Source organism: Pseudomonas sp. C9-3, assembly GCF_032392015.1.
Taxonomy (GTDB): Bacteria; Pseudomonadota; Gammaproteobacteria; order Pseudomonadales; family Pseudomonadaceae; genus Pseudomonas; species Pseudomonas nitroreducens.
This window is the reverse complement of sequence record NZ_CP135919.1, coordinates 291,892-309,743: the sequence shown is the minus strand read 5'-3', so window position 1 is coordinate 309,743 and position 17,852 is coordinate 291,892. Positions and strand designations below refer to the sequence as shown.

The 17,852-nt window shown below is 64.8% G+C and carries 12 protein-coding genes; 5 read left to right on the top strand and 7 right to left on the bottom strand.

Annotated elements, in window-relative coordinates:
- Positions 1-104 precede the first annotated feature (104 nt).
- Complete coding sequence (locus RS899_RS01395) at positions 105-2,654, bottom strand: sulfite reductase flavoprotein subunit alpha (RefSeq protein WP_315810391.1); 2,550 nt, start codon at positions 2,652-2,654, stop codon at positions 105-107.
- Positions 2,655-2,835: 181 nt separating this feature from the next.
- Positions 2,836-5,142 (bottom strand): TonB-dependent siderophore receptor, encoded by a 2,307-nt coding sequence (locus tag RS899_RS01390; RefSeq protein ID WP_315808916.1) that lies wholly within the window; start codon positions 5,140-5,142, stop codon positions 2,836-2,838.
- A gap of 201 nt (positions 5,143-5,343) precedes the next feature.
- Between RS899_RS01390 and RS899_RS01385 the strand changes: the two genes are divergently transcribed.
- The 3 genes from RS899_RS01385 to RS899_RS01375 all read left to right on the top strand — a co-directional run bounded on the left by RS899_RS01385 (position 5,344) and on the right by RS899_RS01375 (position 8,725).
- Complete coding sequence (locus tag RS899_RS01385; RefSeq protein ID WP_054906657.1) at positions 5,344-6,024, top strand: Fe2+-dependent dioxygenase; 681 nt, start codon at positions 5,344-5,346, stop codon at positions 6,022-6,024.
- Positions 6,025-6,030: 6 nt separating this feature from the next.
- Positions 6,031-6,825 carry a tetratricopeptide repeat protein gene (locus tag RS899_RS01380; protein ID WP_037014476.1) on the top strand — a complete coding sequence of 265 codons (795 nt, stop codon included), beginning with the start codon at positions 6,031-6,033 and terminating at the stop codon, positions 6,823-6,825.
- Positions 6,826-6,922: 97 nt separating this feature from the next.
- Complete coding sequence (locus RS899_RS01375) at positions 6,923-8,725, top strand: phosphoethanolamine transferase CptA (RefSeq protein WP_315808915.1); 1,803 nt, start codon at positions 6,923-6,925, stop codon at positions 8,723-8,725.
- Between the two features lie 283 nt (positions 8,726-9,008).
- Here the strand turns inward: RS899_RS01375 and RS899_RS01370 are convergent, their stop codons facing one another.
- The 5 genes from RS899_RS01370 to RS899_RS01350 form a co-directional block, all read right to left on the bottom strand.
- Complete coding sequence (locus RS899_RS01370; protein WP_054906660.1) at positions 9,009-10,172, bottom strand: type III PLP-dependent enzyme; 1,164 nt, start codon at positions 10,170-10,172, stop codon at positions 9,009-9,011.
- A 603-nt stretch (positions 10,173-10,775) separates the two neighbouring features.
- On the bottom strand, positions 10,776-11,942 hold the full coding sequence (locus RS899_RS01365; RefSeq protein ID WP_054906661.1) for a betaine/proline/choline family ABC transporter ATP-binding protein: 1,167 nt from the start codon (positions 11,940-11,942) through the stop codon (positions 10,776-10,778).
- A gap of 2 nt (positions 11,943-11,944) precedes the next feature.
- Positions 11,945-12,610 (bottom strand): ABC transporter permease, encoded by a 666-nt coding sequence (locus RS899_RS01360; protein ID WP_236175610.1) that lies wholly within the window; start codon positions 12,608-12,610, stop codon positions 11,945-11,947.
- A gap of 1 nt (position 12,611) precedes the next feature.
- The gene (locus RS899_RS01355; RefSeq protein ID WP_315808914.1) at positions 12,612-13,553 is read right to left on the bottom strand and encodes a glycine betaine ABC transporter substrate-binding protein; all 942 of its coding nucleotides are present in this window, start codon (positions 13,551-13,553) and stop codon (positions 12,612-12,614) included.
- A gap of 26 nt (positions 13,554-13,579) precedes the next feature.
- Entirely contained in the window at positions 13,580-14,296 is a 717-nt protein-coding gene (locus RS899_RS01350) for an ABC transporter permease (RefSeq protein WP_038803232.1), read from the bottom strand.
- Positions 14,297-14,743: 447 nt separating this feature from the next.
- Between RS899_RS01350 and RS899_RS01345 the strand changes: the two genes are divergently transcribed.
- Both RS899_RS01345 and RS899_RS01340 read left to right on the top strand, forming a co-directional pair.
- The gene (locus tag RS899_RS01345; protein ID WP_315808913.1) at positions 14,744-16,015 is read left to right on the top strand and encodes a sodium:proton antiporter; all 1,272 of its coding nucleotides are present in this window, start codon (positions 14,744-14,746) and stop codon (positions 16,013-16,015) included.
- Positions 16,016-16,130: 115 nt separating this feature from the next.
- Positions 16,131-17,714, top strand: coding sequence for a peptide chain release factor 3 (locus tag RS899_RS01340; RefSeq protein ID WP_054906664.1), 1,584 nt, complete (start codon positions 16,131-16,133; stop codon positions 17,712-17,714).
- Positions 17,715-17,852: the final 138 nt, after the last annotated feature.

Genomic DNA, 17,852 nt, shown 5'->3' with positions numbered 1-17,852 from the left:
GCTGCCGGAAAATCCGTTCGCGAGCAAGCTCGCTCCTACGAAAAGCCAGTCATGCTGAGCGTGGGAGCGGACTCCGTCCGCGATCGACTACACCCAACGCCCTATCAATACACGTCGCGCCGATAGCGCCCACTCTCCAGCAACCCCTCGACCTCGGTATCACCAAGCATCTCGCGCAAGGCACGGTCGACGCCTTCGGCCATGCCTTGCAGGCTGCCGCAGACGTAGATCACCGCGCCCTCTTCCAGCCACTGGGCGAGGGTTTCGGCGCTGTCGCGCAGGCGATCCTGTACGTAGACCTTCTCGGCCTGGTCGCGGGAGAAGGCGACGTCCAGGCGTTGCAGTTCGCCGCGCGCCAGCATGCCTTCGAGCTCGTCGCGGCAGTAGAAGTCGTGGGCGATATTGCGCTCGCCGAACAGCAGCCAGTTGCGCGAACGCCCCTCGGCTACGCTCGCCTGCAGCAGTGCGCGCAGGCCGGCGATACCGGTGCCGTTGCCGATCAGGATCAGCGGACGATCGTCCTCGGTCAGGTGGAAGCTGCGGTTACGGCGCAGGCGCAGCAGCAGGCTGCCACCTTCGGGCAGGTACTGGGTCAGCCAGCCGGAGCAGATGCCCAGCGAACCGTCGGCATGTTGTTCCTGGCGGACGATCAGCTCCATCGCGCCTTCGCTGCGCAATGAGGCGATGGAGTACTGGCGCACCGAGAGCTTGATCAGCGCATCAACCACCGCCTGGCCGTGCTGGCCGACCAGATGCTCCAGGTTCGCCGGCAACAGGCAGCCGGCCAGGGCGTCCTTGAGCGGCATGGCCAGGCCGTCGACCTGCACGCTGCCGGAACCGTCGAGGCCAAGGCGTTCGAGCCAACGGCTGACGAGGAATTCCGGTTGGCGCGGGACGATTTCCACCAGGTCGCCGGCGGCCCAGTCGATCTGCGAGTCGCTCGGCGCCCCGAGGCGCAGCAGCCACGTGGATTCGCCCTGGCTGCCGGGGTTCAGGTGGTCACGGCCACTCAGCGTCCAGACTTCGAAGGCCGGCGCGGTGAAGGCCACTTGCGGCGCGGTGCCGGAGAGTTCGGCGAGGCGTGCCTGCCAGTCATGCAGCGCGGCGGCATCACCGTTGTCCACTTCCACGCCATCGAACAGCGGGCGCGCGCCCTGCCCTTGCAGCCAGCCCTGCATGCGCCGGGCGAAGCCGCAGAAGTGCTCATACTGGCGGTCGCCCAGCGCAAGTACGGCGAAGCGCAGGTCGTTGAGGCCGAGGGACTGGCCGAGCACCTGGCGCTCGAAACCACGGGCGCTGTCCGGTGCCTCGCCTTCGCCGAAAGTGCTGACCACGAACAGCGCATTGCGAGTCTGCTCCAGCTGCGCACGGTCCAGCTTGCCCAGCGGTTCGACGCGTACCGGCAGGCCAGCAGCCTGCAACTGGCCGGCGCTCTGCCAGGCCAGTTGCTCGGCGAAGCCGCTCTGGCTGGCGTAGCCGATCAACCAGGAGTCGGCACCACCAGCCGTAGTGCCCAGCTCGCCACGGGCGGCCAGCGCTGCGCGCTTCTTGCGGCGGCGATCAAGGTAGAGCAGCCAGCCGGTGATGAAGAACAGCGGCATGGCCAGGCTGGCGAGCATCATCAGGATGCGCCCGGTGAGGCCGAAATAGCTGCCGACGTGCAGGGCGTACACGCTGGTGAGCAGTTGCTTGCCGGCGCTGCTGTCGTTGTAGCGGCGGTCCTTGAGTAGCTTGCCGCTGGCCGGGTCGATGGTCATCTCGTTGAAGGCGCGCTCGTGGGCAGCGTCATCGAGAAGGTAGAAGACGGTGGCCGGCTGGCCCTTCACCGGCGGCAGGCGCAGGTTGTAGGCGGTCATGGCGGAGCCGCCGGTCTGCTGGATGGTGTTCCAGATGGCGGTGGCATCGACTATCGGCGGCGGACCCTCGGGCGCCGGGCCGCGCTTGCCGCCGCCACGCTGGCCGCCCTTGGCCTGGCCGGCGGGGGCGTCGTCGAGCAGCTTGAACAGGCCGTTGCGGTACCACTCGTAGGACCAGTACAGGCCGGTCAGCGAGGCCAGGAGGTAGAACACCAGGCACCAGGTACCGGCCACGGCGTGCAGGTCCCAGTTGAAGGCGCGGCCTTTCTTGCGCCAGTCGAAGGTCAGCCAGGTGCGCCAGTTCAGCGCCTTGCGTGGCCAGCGCAGGTACAGGCCGGAAAGGCAGAAGAAGATCAGGATCAGGGTGCAGGCGGCAGTGATCCGCTGGCCGACTTCGCCGGCGGCAAGGAAGCGATGCAGCTGCATGATGAACATGAAGGCGCCCTCGCCCACCGGCGCGGGCAGGGCTTCTGCGGTGTACGGGTCGACATACAGGGATTCGCCACGGCGCTGGCCCGGTGGCGGGGTGAAGAAGATGCGCGCGGACTCCACGCCCTCGGTCTTGAGCCAGAAGAAGGCGACCTTCTTGCCTGGTTCGGCGCTTTCCACCCGGCGGATCAGTTCGTCCATCGGCAGCACGGCTTCGGCGCGCTTTTCCACCACCAGGCTCTCGGGGTTGATGGCCCGCAGGATTTCATCCTGGAACGACAGCATCGCCCCGGTGATGCCCATCAGCGCCAGCACAAGTCCTGCGCTGATACCAAACAGCCAATGCAACTGGAAAAGGACTTTCTTCAACACCGCGGCTTCACCTTCGGACACCCATCACGCAGGGCGGGCATTTTAATGAGAATGGCTCGCAAACGCAGCCGATTTAACAATCTTTACCCTGGCCTTACCTCCGGCACTGGCGGCCCGGACAAAGAAAAGCCCCGGCCGAGGAGCATCGGCCGGGGCGGGTCGCCAGAGGTGCGCGACCTTAGAAGTGGAAGTTGGTGGACAGCAGCACGGTGCGGCCGGCCGCCTGCGACGCGTAGTGCGCGGCATAGGCCTTGTCGAAGTACTGCTTGTCGAAGACGTTCTGCACGTTGAGCTGGAAGTCGACGTTCTTGCTCAGCTTGTAGGAGGCCATTGCGTCGTAGCGCCAGTAGTCCGGGACGTACATGGTGTTGGCCACGTCGCCGTAGACCTTGTCGACGTAGAAGGTGCCGCCGCCGATGGTGGCGTTGGGCAGTACGTCGTAGGTGGTCCACAGGCTGAAGCTGTTTTCCGGGGTGTTGGGCATCTGGTTGCCGTCGTTGGACGGAGCGGTGGCGTTCACCGCGCCGCTACGACCGGACTTGCCCGCCTTGACCAGCTCGCTGTCGAGGTAGCTGTAACCGGCGAAGACCTTCCACTTGTCGGTGATCTTGCCGCTGGCGGACAGCTCGATGCCGTCGACGCGGGACTGGCCGGCGTTGTCGTAGGTCTGGTTGGAGACCAGCACGCGGGCGTTGTCCTTGTCGGTGCGGAAGATCGCCGCGGTCAGTTCCAGGCGCTCGTCGAGGAAGTTCCACTTGGTGCCGATTTCGTAGTTGGTGGTTTCTTCCGGCTCCAGGTTGTTCTTCACCGCGAAGGTGTCCACGGCGTTGCCGGTGTCACCGTTGTCCAGCATCGAGCCCGGCGGGGTCGCGGAGGTCGCGTAGGACGCGTAGATGCTGCCGTTGGGCGCCGGCTTGTAGACCACGCCGGCCTGCCAGTTCCAGAAGCTGGAGCTGTCTTCGAACTTGGTGGTCGGCGACACACCATGGTTCTTCGCGGTGGTCTCGAAGCTGTCGAAGCGCGCACCGACGTTGACCTGCCATTGCTCGTTGAGGTCGATGGTGTCGAAGCCGTAGATCGCCTTGGTGGTGGCCACGGTGTTCAGCGGCTTGTAGTTGCGGACGATGCTGCCGTTCCACGGGTCGTGCGGGTTCGGGTTTTCCAGGCTGGTGCAGTTGTAGCCGCTGGGCGCGCCGACGATGGCCGGGCGGCACTTGTTGGCGCCGGCACTGGAGCCGGTATTGGTGTTCACCGTGTAGCCGTCGCGCTTGCTGTCTTCGCGGGTGAATTCCAGGCCGGTGGTGAAGCTGTTCTTGAAGCCGGCCAGGTAGAACTCGCCGAACAGGTCGGTCTGGTTGGTCGCGGTGGTGGTGGTGCTGACGCGGTTGTTGTTGCGGCGCCAGACCGTGCCGTTGTTGATGTTGCCCTGGCTGTCGTCGGGCTGGGTCCAGATGTAGTCCTGGTGCGCGGTGCCGTAGCGCAGGGTATTGCGCAGGCCAAGGGCATCGTTGAAGTCGTGCTCGAAGGTGATGGTGCTGGTGTCGATGCGGCTCTTCTGGAAGTCGCGATCCTCCAGGCCGTAGTAGTTGTCGCGGTCGACGTTCACTGGCTTGTCGGGGTTGTGCTTGCTGCGGTCGGCGCTCTTGGCGTACGGGATGCCCGAGTCCGGGGTGTCGTCACTTTCCAGGTGGTAATGGCTGACGGTGACGCGGGTCGGGCCGTTGAGGCCGAAGGTCAGGGACGGCGCGATACCCCAGCGGCTGGCGTCCACCGCCTGGCGACCGGCGACGTTCTGGTCGTGGGTCATCAGGTTCAGGCGGAACGCGGCGTTGCCGTCGAGGAACTCTTGATTGGTGTCGAGGGTGTAGCGACGGGTCTGGTCGGAACCGTAGGTGAAGCTGCCGTCGGTGAAGTTGCCGGCCTTGGCCTGCTTGCTGATCAGGTTCAGGCTGCCACCGGCCGAGCCGCGGCCACCGAAGGCCGAGTTCGGGCCCTTGCTGACTTCGATCTGCTCGAGGTTGAAGACCTCACGCGATTGCGCGCCGGTGTCGCGGACGCCGTCGACGTAGGTGTCGCTCTGGGCGTCGAAACCCCGGATGAACGGACGGTCACCCGTCGGGTTGCCACCCTCGCCGGCGCCGAAGGTAATGCCCGGCACGGTACGCAGCGCGTCCTGCAGGGTCAGCGCGCCGGTGTCCTTGATCACCTGCTGCGGCACCACGGTTACCGAGCGCGGCGTATCCAGCAGCGGTGCGGTGTACTTCTTCGAGGCGGACTTCTCGACGTTGTAGGTGGTCGGGTCCTGCTGCTGGGTGCCGACGACAGTGTCGGCGTCCAGGGACAGGACGTCCTGGCCGGACTTCTTCGACGACGCCTCGGCGGCGTGGGCCAGATGAGTACCGGACATGGCGGTGATCGCCACGCCGACAGCGCTGACTAGAAGGCGCGGCTTGCTGCCGGCGAACTCGGTGGATTGACGCGACATCGAAACTCCCTCCCCAGGGGTTCATGAAGGCCGCGCAATTTATTGCAACTGAGAATTTGTATCAATTCACATTCATTACCATACGCACATGATTTACAACTTTTACACTTTCTCCCTGTCGGAAGTAGGGGAATGCCGGTTGTACCGATCTGTTGCAAATCATTATCATTGGCAAATTATCGAAACTGATGGAACCGGCCCATGCTGCTGCACATTCCTGGCATCTTCACCCGCGATGAGGTGGCGCGCATTCGCGCCGCCCTGGAGCAGGCCGAGTGGGCTGACGGCAAGGTTACCGCCGGCTACCAGTCGTCCCGCGCCAAGCACAACCTGCAACTGCCGCAGGATCACCCGCTGGCCCGCGAGATCGGCGAGGCCATGCTGCAGCGCCTGTGGAGCAACCCGTTATTCCAGTCCGCCGCGTTGCCGAGCAAGGTCTTCCCGCCGCTGTTCAACTGCTACACCGGCGGCGGTTCGTTCGACTTCCACATCGACAACGCCGTGCGCGACACCCAGGGTGGCCGCGAGCGCGTGCGCACCGACGTGTCCTCGACGCTGTTCTTCAGCGACCCCGACGACTACGACGGCGGCGAACTGGTGATCCAGGACACCTACGGCACCCAGCAGGTGAAGCTGCCGGCCGGCGACCTGGTGCTCTATCCCGCCACCAGCCTGCACAAGGTCAACCCGGTGACCCGTGGCGCGCGGATCGCCTCGTTCTTCTGGACCCAGAGCCTGGTGCGCGAGGACAGCCAGCGCGCCCTGCTGTTCCAGATGGACCAGTCGATCCAGGCGCTGACCCGCGACGTGCCGGATCACCCGGCGCTGATCGAGCTGACCGGCACCTACCACAACCTGCTACGGCGCTGGGTGGATGTCTGATCTGCCATGAGCTTCGTCCTGCGTCGCACTGAAGAAATCAACGTCGAGGACCTCACCGGCCAGCTCGCCGACGATCCGCGGCAGACCGCCCGGCTCATCCTGGCCGGTGCCCGTGAAGGGAACCTGGAGGCCCAGGCGCTGCTCGGGCAGATACTCCTCGACGGCCACGGCATCGAACAGGACATCGGCCTGGCCCTGACCTGGTTCGGCATCGCCGCCGAGCGCGGTCATGCCATGGCCCGCAACATGCTCGGGCGCTGCCTGGAGCACGGTTGGGGGTGCGCCAAGGACGAGACGGCTGCGGCCGGCCATTACGCCATCGCGGCGCAGCAGAAGCTCGACTGGGCCATGTACAACCTCGCCAACCTGCTTTCCACCGGCCGCGGCGTGGCGCGCGACGATGCCCGCGCGCTATCGCTCTACGAGGGCGCGGCGGCATTGGGCCATGCCAAGTCGATGAACCTGGTGGGGCGCTTCCACGAGGAGGGTCTGGTGGTGCCCCGCGACCTTGGCGCGGCTCACCAGTGGTACCGTCGGTCGGCCGAGGCCGGTGACTTCCGTGGCCAGTTCAGCCACGCCTCGGTGCTGGCCGAGCGCGGCGACCTGCCAGCCGCGCGCATCTGGCTGGAACGGGCGCTGGAGGGCGGCAACCTCAACTTCCTCCGCGTAGCCCGCCGGCAGCTCGCCGACTCCATGCCGCCAAGCCTGCGGGAGCTGACCCTGGCCTACTTCCAACGCGCCGCCGAGCTGGGCGACGAATCGGACCTGCATCAACTCGCCGAGCAGATGGGCGTCGCCTGACGCCCCTTGACGTAAATTTCACGCCTACCCTGTTAGCGTCGCCGGCTAACCTGGCTGCCGGAGTGTTCGGCAGCCGCCACGTAACGACGAGGCGCAAGTGTCGAACACCACATCCCCCGTAGCGCGCAAACGCGTGGACTGGGCCGCCCTGGGCTGGCTCCTGCTGTTCTTCTGGTACTTCTCCGGCGTTACCCAGGCGCTGATCCTGTTCAGCGGCACTACCGGCTTCGCCGGCTTCCGTGACGCCTTCTTCCTCAGCAGCCTGTGGCTCGCGCCGCCGCTGCTGCTGCCGCGCTTCACCAAAGGCATCGCCGCCGTCATCGGCCTGGTGCTCTGGGGCGCCTCGCTGGTGGGCCTGAGCTACTTCGGCATCTACAAGCAGGAGTTCTCGCAGAGCGTCATCTTCGTGATGTTCGAGTCGAACACCGCCGAGGCCGGCGAATACTTCAGCCAGTACTTCAGCCTCTGGCTGTGCCTGGCATTGCTGGCCTACACCGTGGTCGCCGTGCTGCTGTGGAAGCGTATCCGCCCGATCAGCATGCCGGCCTATGCCCGCGTGCCGCTGGCCGTGCTGCTGGTGGTGCTGAACCTGTTCTACCCCTTCTACAAGCAGATGGTCACCCAGGAGCGCACCTTCGCCCAGGCGCTGGAAAAGGTGCAGTCGCGCATGGAGCCGGCGGTACCGTGGCAACTGGTGGTGGGGTACGTCCAGTACCGCCAGCAGTTGGACAACATGCAGAAGCTGCTGCAGCAGAACGCCTCCCTGCCGCCCCTGCAGAACCTCAAGGACAGCAGCGGCGAAGCCCCGCGCACGCTGGTGCTGGTGCTGGGCGAATCCACCACCCGCCAGCACATGCACCTGTACGGCTACGGCCGCGACACCACGCCGAACCTCGACGCCCTCGCCGCCAGCGGCAAGGGCCTCACCGTGTTCCAGAACGTGGTTGCGCCGCGCCCCTACACCATCGAGGTGATGCAGCAGATCCTCACCTTCGGTGATGAGCAGAACCCGGACAAGTTCCTCACTGATCCGTCGCTGATCAACCTGATGAAACAGGCAGGCTACAAGACCTTCTGGATCACCAACCAGCAGACGATGACCAAGCGCAACACCATGCTCACCACCTTCTCCCAGCAGACGGACGAGCAGGCGTACCTGAACAACCAGCGCAACCAGAACGCCAGCCAGTACGACGGCGTGGTGCTGGACCCGTTCGAGAAGGCCCTGAAGGACCCGGCGCAGAAGAAGTTCATCGTCGTCCACCTGCTGGGCACGCACATGGACTACCGCTACCGTTACCCCGAGGAGTTCGCCTACTTCAAGGACCGCCAGGGCGCGCCCTCGGCGCTGTCGGATGACCAGGTGGAAACGTACAACTTCTACGACAACGCGGTGCGCTACAACGACTTCGTGGTCTCGAGCCTGATCAAGCGCTACTCGGCCGCCAACGCCAATGGCTTCATGCTTTACCTCTCCGACCACGGCGAAGAGGTCTACAGCTCGGGCAACCACGACCGCCTGGGCCGCAACGAGATGGACCCGACCCGGCCGATGTACACCATTCCGTTCATGGTCTGGACCTCGCCGAGCTGGCAGGCTGACCACCCCCGCGACCTGCAGGCGGTGGCCAATCGCTCCTACAGCAGCTCGCACCTGATCCACACCCTGTCGGACCTCGCCGGCCTGAGCTACGATCGCTACGAACCGGCCAAGAGCCTGGTGAACCAGCAGTTTGCCGCTGCACCGCGCTGGATCGGTGACCCGTACAAGAAGGACGGCCTGCACGAGTTCGACAAGCTGCCGATGGACAAGGCCGCACAGCAGCAGGAAATCGCCACCGATACCAAGACGCCGGCCACGGCGCAGACTCCGGTGGCGAAGCAGCCCAAGGAGGGCTGAGTCGGCTCTGATGCCATGAAAAACGCCCCGCATTGCGGGGCGTTTTTCGTTCCGTCCGACGAGGGTACACAAGCTCTTTGTAGAAGCGAGCTTGCTCACGAACCGCCCATCGCAGCGGGACCAGAGCGTTCGCGAGCAAGCTCGCTCCTACAGGGTGGTGTGTCGCTTCGGCTTCCTTCCTGGTGCGGGATTTCGCGGACAAAGTCCGCTCCTGCGCAACAGCTTCAGCGCCGCAGAATGAAAAAGCCCCGCATCGGCGGGGCTTTTCGTGGGGCATTCAGCGTTACAGGTAGAACGCCTTCAGCGGCGGGAAGCCGTTGAATTCCACCGCGCTGTAGCTGGTGGTGTAGGCGCCGGTGGACAGCCAGTACAGGCGGTCGCCAGCGGCCAGGTTCAGCGGCAGGCCGTACTTGTAGTGCTCGTACATGATGTCCGCGCTGTCGCAGGTCGGGCCTGCAATCACCACTTCTTCCAGCTCGCCTTTCTTCTCCACGTGGATCGGGAACTTGATGGACTCGTCCATGGTTTCGATCAGGCCGGAGAACTTGCCCACGTCGGTGAACACCCAGCGCTCCACCGCGGTACGCGACTTGCGCGCCACCAGCACGACTTCACTGACCAGGATGCCGGCGTTGGCGATCAGCGAGCGGCCCGGCTCCAGGATGATTTCCGGCAGCTCGTCGCCGAAGTCTTCCTTGAGGAAGCGGATGATCTCTTCGGCGTAGGTTTCCAGGCTGTTGGTCTTGGCGATGTAGTTGGCCGGGAAGCCGCCGCCCATGTTGATCAGCTTCAGCTCGATGCCGTCTTCTTCCTTCAGCCGCTCGAAGATGACCTTGACCTTGGCGATGGCCGCGTCCCACACGCCGATGTCACGCTGCTGCGAACCGACGTGGAAGGACACGCCGTAGGGCACCAGGCCCAGGTCACGGGCCAGCACCAGCAGGTCCATGGCCATGTCGGACTGGCAGCCGAACTTGCGCGACAGCGGCCAGTCGGCCGAGGTGGAGCCTTCGGTGAGGATACGCACGTAGACCTTGGAGCCCGGTGCAGCCTTGGCGATGTTGCGCAGGTCGGCTTCGGAATCGGTGGCGAACAGGCGCACGCCCTTTTCGTAGAAGTAGCGAATGTCGCGGGCTTTCTTGATGGTGTTGCCGTAGCTGATCTGCTCGGCGCGCACACCGGTCTTCATCACCTTGTCCAGCTCATAGATGGAGGCGATGTCGAAGTTCGAGCCCTTGTCGCGCAGCAACTCGGTGATCTCGGTGGCGGGGTTGGCCTTCACCGCGTAGTAGATCTTGGCGAACGGGAAGCAGCCGGTCAGCTGGTCGTAGGCATCGGCGATGGTCTGCTTGTCGATGACGACGAAGGGGGTTTCCTGCTTGTCGGCGAATGCCTTCATGCGCTGGAAGGTTTCGGGGGCGAAGTAATCCTCGACCTTGATGGACATGGTTGGGACTCCAAATGGCAGAACAGGTTATTCGTAGGGGTGAAGCTGAACGTCGAATCCGTTTCCCCACTTTGGTTCGCCTACTTCCCAAGGCATGTCGCCGAGCATTACCGATACCGGGGCAAGGCACCGGCTATCTCTCGTCGTCAGTACTTGAGCCGGATGGATCGTTTCCAGCATGGACGTTCGGGCGCGAACTTTAGGACCTGAAGTTCGTGAGTTCAACCCTGAATTGCCGCTTTTTTACATCCCTTTGTCGCACTGCCGGTTGACTGTTTTGGATACTCAACAAAATGCACGGAATACCGCACAGAACGGGGCTTTCGACGAGTTTCAGCATCATCGGCCTACTGAGTTAACGACCGGTGACAGAGGGGGGAGTTCAGCTGTTCGGGATGGGTGGTGCGGGTGGGGATATCGTGGAGGGTGAACGGGGAAAATCGGAGCTGGGCACTCCCTCTCCCTAACCCTCTCCCTGAAGGGAGAGGGGACCGTTCGGCACCGGCTGAAGCTGCTGCGTCAGCCGGCACGATCAGCTCCCTCTCCCTTCAGGGAGAGGGCGGGGGAAATGGAACCATCCGCAGCGGGGGTACGGGTAACACCCTACGAAGCCTGGGCAACCTCAGCCGGCGACACGATATTGGTCTTGCGCCCACGCGAGCGGCCGGAGCTCAGGTAGTCCGCGATGGACTCCTGCGTCACCTCGCCGAGGAACTGCCCGTCCGCATCGAGCACCGGCAGCCACGAGCTGTTGAACTCGTACATGCGCGACAAGAGGATACGCAGGTGTTCATCGTGGCTGGCGGTCACGCGGAATTCGTTGAGGAAGTCGCTGCACACACCGTCCTTGCGGCGCATGTCCTTGCGGCGCACGTAGCCCAGGCCCTTGCCGTTGGCGTCCACCACGACGAGGTAGCGGCGGTCGTCCTCCTCCATTTTCTCCAGCGCTTCAGCCACCGTGGTCTGCGGGTGGGCGGTGACGATACTGCTGTCGGCAGCATCCTCGGCGCGCACCAGCAGCAGGCGCTTGAGCGTGCTGTCCTGGCCGGTGAAGGCGCTGACGAATTCGTCAGCCGGGTGCGCCAGCAGCGTATCCGGGTGGTCGAACTGGAGCAGGCGGCCGCTCTTGAACACCGCCACCTTGTCGCCCAGCTTGATCGCCTCGTCGATGTCGTGGCTGACCATGATCACGGTCATGCCCAGCTTGCGCTGCAGCTCGAAGAACTCGTTCTGGATCGACTCGCGGTTGATCGGGTCCACCGCGCCGAAGGGCTCGTCCATCAGCAGCAGCGGCGCATCCGCCGCCAGCGCGCGGATCACCCCGATGCGCTGTTGCTGCCCGCCGGACAGCTCGCGCGGATAGCGCGACAGGTACTGCTTGGGTTCGAGCTTGACCATGGCCATCAGCTCGCGCGCCTTGTCCTTGCACTTCTGTTTGTCCCAGCCCAGCAGGCGCGGCACGACCATGATGTTTTCCTCGATGGTCATGTTGGGGAACAGGCCGATCTGCTGGATCACGTAGCCGATGCGCCGGCGCAGGGTCACCTCGTCCAGTTCGGCGGTGTCCTGGCCGTCGATCAGCACGCGCCCAGAGGTGGGCTGGATGATGCGGTTGATCATCTTCAGCGTGGTGGTCTTGCCGCAGCCGGAGGGGCCGAGGAACACGCAGATCTCGCCCTTGTCCACGGTCAGGCTGACCTTGTCCACGGCGCGGAATTCCTTGCCGTCCTTGAGGGTGAAGGTCTTGGTCAGTTGGTCGAGTTCGATCATGTTCAGTCTCCTGTCTGCGGGCGCAGGCCCTTCGGGGTAAGCGCACGCTGCAACCACTGCAGCAGCAGGTCGGCAGCGATGGCGAGCAGGCTCACCAGGACCGCGCCGACCACCAGCATGGGCATGTTGGATTGGCTGATGGAATTGAGGATGAGCACACCCAGGCCGCCGGCGCCGATCACCGCGGCGATGGTCATCACGCCGATGTTCATCACCACGGCCGTGCGCACGCCGGCGAGGATCACCGGCACGGCAATGGGGATGTCGACCATCCGCAGGCGCTGCCAGAAGGTCATGCCGATGCCCTTGCCGGCTTCGCGGATGCCGGGCTCGACGTTGGTCAGCGCCAGGTAGGTGTTGCGCAGGATCGGCAGCAGCGAATAGAGGAACACCGCGGTGATCGCCGGCAGCGGCCCGAGGCCCTGGCCGATCTTCGAGTAGAGCGGCAGCATCAGGCCGAACAGCGCGATGGAGGGAATGGTCAGCACCACGGTGGCGGCGCCCTGCAGCGGCCCGGCGAGCCACTTGAAGCGCGTCATCAGCACCCCCAGCGGCACACCGACGACGATGGCCAGGCCCACGGCGACGGATACCAGCATCAGGTGCTGCAGCGTCAGCTGGCCGACCTGCACCCAGTCGAGGCGGGAAATCACGGTCATGAAGTCCATGTCAGTTCTCCTCCCCGGCAGGCTGCTTCCGGGTGGTCTGCGCGTTGTCGCCGATCAGTTGGTGCTCGCGCAGGAACTGCTGCGCCACGCGCTGCACTGGCTCCTGCTGGATATCGACCTGGGCGTTGAGCGCCTGCATGGTCTTGTCGTCGAGCAACTTGGCGATGGGATCGAACAGCGTCTTCAGCTCGGGATGCTTCTGCAGCAGATCGGCACGCATCACCGGCGCGGCGTTGTAGAACGGGAAGAACTGCTTGTCGTCTTCCAGCACGCGCAGCTTGAAGTCCTTCAGGCGGCCATCGGTGGTGTAGACGAGACCGACGAACACCTGGCGGTTCTTCAGCGCGGTGTACACCAGGCCCGCATCCATCTGCCGCACGTCGTCGCGGGTAAAGTGGAAGCCGTACAGCTCGCTCATCGGCGCGAGGCCATCCGGGCGGCCGGCGAATTCCGGGTCCATGGCGAACAGGTGGGTCTGCTTGTCGCCCTGCTCCTTCATCACCCGGGCCAGATCGCTGAGGGTACGCACCCCGAGCTGTTCGGCCTGCTCCTCGGGCATCGCCAGGGCATAGGTGTTGTTGAACGGCGCGGGCGTCGGCCAGACCAGCCCCTTCTTGCCGTCCAGCTCGCGGACCTTGGCCAGCGATTGCTCGGCGTCCAGCTTGTCCTTGACCTTGTTGTAGACGATCAGCGACGAGCCGGTGTACTCCCAGACCAGGTCCAGCTGACCGCTCTGCTGCGCGCTGCGCGCCAGGGTGCTGCCCAGGCCGTTGGTGACCTTCACCTCGTAGCCCTTGCTTTGCAGGTACTGCGCGGTGATGGCGGTGAGCAGGCGCTGCTCGGTGAACGGCTTGCCGCCGATGCGGATCACATCGGCCGCCTGCGCGAGACTGGTTGTGGCGGCGAGCACAAGGCCCAGCGCGCCAAGCAGACGTCGTGTCATGCGGGCTCCTTTCAAACAACTCCCTCTCATTTCGCCAGCCCCCGTTCCAGGAAACCGCGGCTGAACAGCACCACCAGGCCATCGAGCACCAGCGCCAGCAGCGCGGTGCACACGGCGCCGAGCAGCAGCTTGGACTGGTCGTCCAGGGCGATGCCGGGGAAGATCAGGCTGCCCAGGCTGTTGGCGCCGATCAGGAAGGCCAGCGGCGCGGAGCCGACGTTGAGCGCCAGCGCAATGCGCACACCGCCCATGATCAGCGGCACCGCATTGGGCAGTTCGACGCGCAGCAGCACCTGCCGCGGCGTCATGCCGATGCCGGTGGCCGCTTCCTTGAGCGACGCCGGCACGGCGCGCAGGCCCTCGTAGGTATTGCGCACGATGGGCAGCAGCGAAGCGAGGAACAGCGCGAGGATCGCCGGGCCATTGCCGATCCCGACGATCGCCAGGGCGATGGCCAGCACGGCCAGCGGCGGGATGGTGTTGCCGACGTTGAATATCTGCATCAGGCGCTCGGCCTGTCCTTGCAGGGCGGGCCGGCTGAGCAGCATACCGGCGGGGATACCGACCACGATGGCGGCGAACATGGACGCGAACACCAGGATCAGGTGCGCCTGCAGGTAGAACAGCAGGTCTTCGCGGTACTGCCACAGAGTGGCGGGGGTGATCCAGTGGATCAGCAAAGCCAGCACAACGACTGCAAAGCAGACGCCGAACAGGGCCTTGCCCGTGGTGGACTTCACCATGGTTGGGGGACTCCCTTCGGGTGCGCGGCGACTGGCATCGCCGCGCTCACGTGACGCTCGATCCCGTCCTGAGACTTACCTGGGACCTCGATTAAACGCGACGAGAATCAAGTACTTGCGAAAGCGCCTACGGAATGTCGTCGCGAAGGGGTGGACCCCCGTGCGCGCCGTTACGTTCAATAAAATTGCCATCCTTGTGCCATCGCGCGGCCGCGCATTCGGCTTCAGCCCCCATGGTCCGGGGGCTGTGGCGGACAAAAAAACTTTCGAAAAAACTTCCGATCCGGCTGAACCATCGGCCCCCGCCGCTTGCCCAACGGCGGATGCGCCCGGTGAATACGTACGCGACTTCGCCCAGCGGTTATCATCGGGATCCTTTCGCGTGCCCCCGACCCATGGATAGGTCACTCGGGGCCGGCGTCTTGCCTACCACGGAGATTCATCGCCATGCTTGATCTGGCCGCGGCGTTCATCGCGCTGACCACCCTGCTCACCTACGTCAACTACCGCTTCATCCGCCTGCCGCCGACCATCGGCGTCATGGCCACCGCCCTGGTGTTCTCCTTCATCGCCCAGGGCATGTCGCTGCTCGGCTACCCGGTGCTGGAAGTCGAGATGCAGCAGATCATCAGCCGCATCGACTTCTCCGACGTGCTGATGACCTGGTTCCTGCCCGCACTGCTATTCGCCGGCGCGCTGCACGTGAACCTCGCCGACCTGCGCAACTACAAGTGGCCCATCGGCCTGCTGGCCACCTTCGGCGTGCTGATCGCCACCACGGTGATCGGCTACCTGGCCTATTACACCTTCGCCCTCTTCGGCTGGCACGTGGACTTCATCTACTGCCTGCTGTTCGGCGCGCTGATCTCGCCCACCGACCCCATCGCGGTGCTGGGCATCCTCAAGTCCGCCGGCGCGCCCAAGCCGCTGGCCACCACGATCGTCGGCGAGTCGCTGTTCAACGACGGCACCGCCGTGGTGGTCTTCACCATCCTGCTGGGCATCCTCCTGGCCGGCGAAACGCCCACCGCCTCGACGATTGCCTGGCTGTTCGTGCAGGAAGCCATCGGCGGCATCCTGTTCGGCGCGGCGCTGGGCTATGGCGTGTTCCTGATGATGCGCGGCATCGACCAGTACCAGGTGGAAGTCATGCTCACCCTGGCCCTGGTGATCGGCGGCGCTGCGCTGGCGGCGCGGCTGCACGTGTCGGCGCCCATCGCCATGGTGGTGGCCGGCCTGATCATCGGCAACCAGGCGCGCCACTACGCCATGTCCGACGAAACGCGGCGCTACATCGACAAGTTCTGGGAGCTGATCGACGAGATCCTCAACGCCCTGCTGTTCGCCCTGATCGGCCTGGAGCTGCTCCTGCTGCCGTTCAACTGGCTGCACGTGGTGGCGGCGTTCACCCTGGGCGGCGCGGTACTGATCTCGCGCCTGCTCACCGTGGCCCCGGCCATCGTCGTGCTGCGCCAGACCGAGAACGGCCGCCGCCAGGTGCCCGCCGGGACCATCCGCATCCTCGTCTGGGGCGGCCTGCGCGGCGGCGTCTCGGTGGCCCTGGCGCTGTCCCTGCCGCTGGGCGAGCAGCGCGACCTGATCCTCAGCCTGACCTACGTGGTGGTGCTGGTGTCGATCCTGCTCCAGGGCCTGTCCATCGGCCCGCTGGTGCGGCGCATCTACAAGGGCGCCGAGCCGGTCGCCGACAGCGGCCACTGACAGCCCCGAGCCTTGCGTCGCCGGGTCTGCCGGCGGCGCCTCGATTCAGGCTATAATCCCGCGTTTTTCGGGCCGCTTGCTGCCCGTCTTCACCGAATCGACCAGGCATCCATCCATGAGCATCCAAGCCGCCGAAGTCGCGAAGCGCCGCACGTTCGCGATCATTTCCCACCCCGACGCCGGTAAGACCACCATTACCGAGAAGCTCCTGCTGATGGGCAAGGCGATTGCCGTCGCCGGTACCGTGAAGTCGCGCAAGTCCGACCGCCACGCCACCTCCGACTGGATGGAGATGGAGAAGCAGCGCGGCATCTCCATCACTACCTCGGTGATGCAGTTCCCCTACCGCGAGCACATGATCAACCTGCTCGACACCCCCGGCCACGAAGACTTCTCCGAAGACACCTACCGCACCCTCACCGCGGTGGACTCGGCGTTGATGGTCCTCGACGGCGGTAAGGGTGTAGAGCCACGCACCATCGCCCTGATGGAAGTCTGCCGGCTGCGCGACACGCCCATCGTCAGCTTCATCAACAAACTCGACCGCGACATCCGCGACCCCATCGAACTGCTCGACGAGATCGAGGCGGTGCTGAAGATCAAGGCGGCGCCGATCACCTGGCCGATCGGTTGCTACCGCGACTTCAAGGGCGTGTACCACCTCGCCCAGGACAAGATCATCGTCTACGTGCCGGGCCACGGCCACGAGCGTATCGAGACCAAGGTCATCGACAAGCTGGATTCGGACGAGGCCCGCGCGCACCTGGGCGACCTCTACGACAACTTCCTCGAAGAGCTGGAACTGGTCCAGGGCGCCTGCCACGAGTTCGACAAGGACGCCTTCCTCAAGGGCGAAATGACCCCGGTGTTCTTCGGTACCGCGCTGGGTAACTTCGGTGTCGACCAGGTGCTGGACTGCATCGTCGACTGGGCCCCGCAACCACTGGAGCGTGGTGCCCACGAGCGCACCGTGGCGCCGACCGAGGAGAAGTTCTCCGGCTTCGTGTTCAAGATCCAGGCGAACATGGACCCCAAGCACCGCGACCGCATCGCCTTCATGCGCATCTGCTCGGGCAAGTACGAGAAGGGCATGAAGATGCGCCACGTGCGCCTGGGCAAGGACGTGAAGATCGCCGACGCGCTGACCTTCTTCTCCAGCGAGCGTGAGCAGCTGGAAGAAGCCTTCGCCGGCGACATCATCGGCCTGCACAACCACGGCACCATCCAGATCGGCGACACCTTCACCGAAGGCGAGGCGCTGGGCTTCACCGGCATCCCGCACTTCGCCCCGGAACTGTTCCGCCGCGTGCGCCTGAAGGACCCGCTGAAGTCCAAGCAGCTGCGCCAGGGCCTGCAGGAACTGGCCGAGGAAGGTGCCACCCAGGTGTTCTTCCCCGAGCGCAACAACGACATCATCCTCGGCGCCGTCGGCGTGCTGCAGTTCGACGTCGTCGCCAGCCGCCTGAAGGAGGAATACAAGGTCGAGTGCGCCTACGAGCAGATCAACGTCTGGTCCGCGCGCTGGATCGAGTGCAAGGACGAGAAGAAGCTCAAGGAGTTCAAGGACAAGGCCTTCGAGAACCTGTCCGTGGACGGCGGCGGCCACCTCACCTACCTGGCCCCGACCCGCGTCAACCTGAGCCTGATGGAAGAGCGCTGGCCGGACATCACCTTCCGCGCCACCCGCGAACACCACTGAGTTCGCCGCTCACCAAAACGCCCGCCTTGCGCGGGCGTTTTTGCTTTTGTCGTTTGTTTTTTGTAGGAGCGAGCTTGCTCGCGAACCGGACCCGCAGGTTCGCGAGCAAGCTCGCTCCTACAGTCATGCCCCACCTCC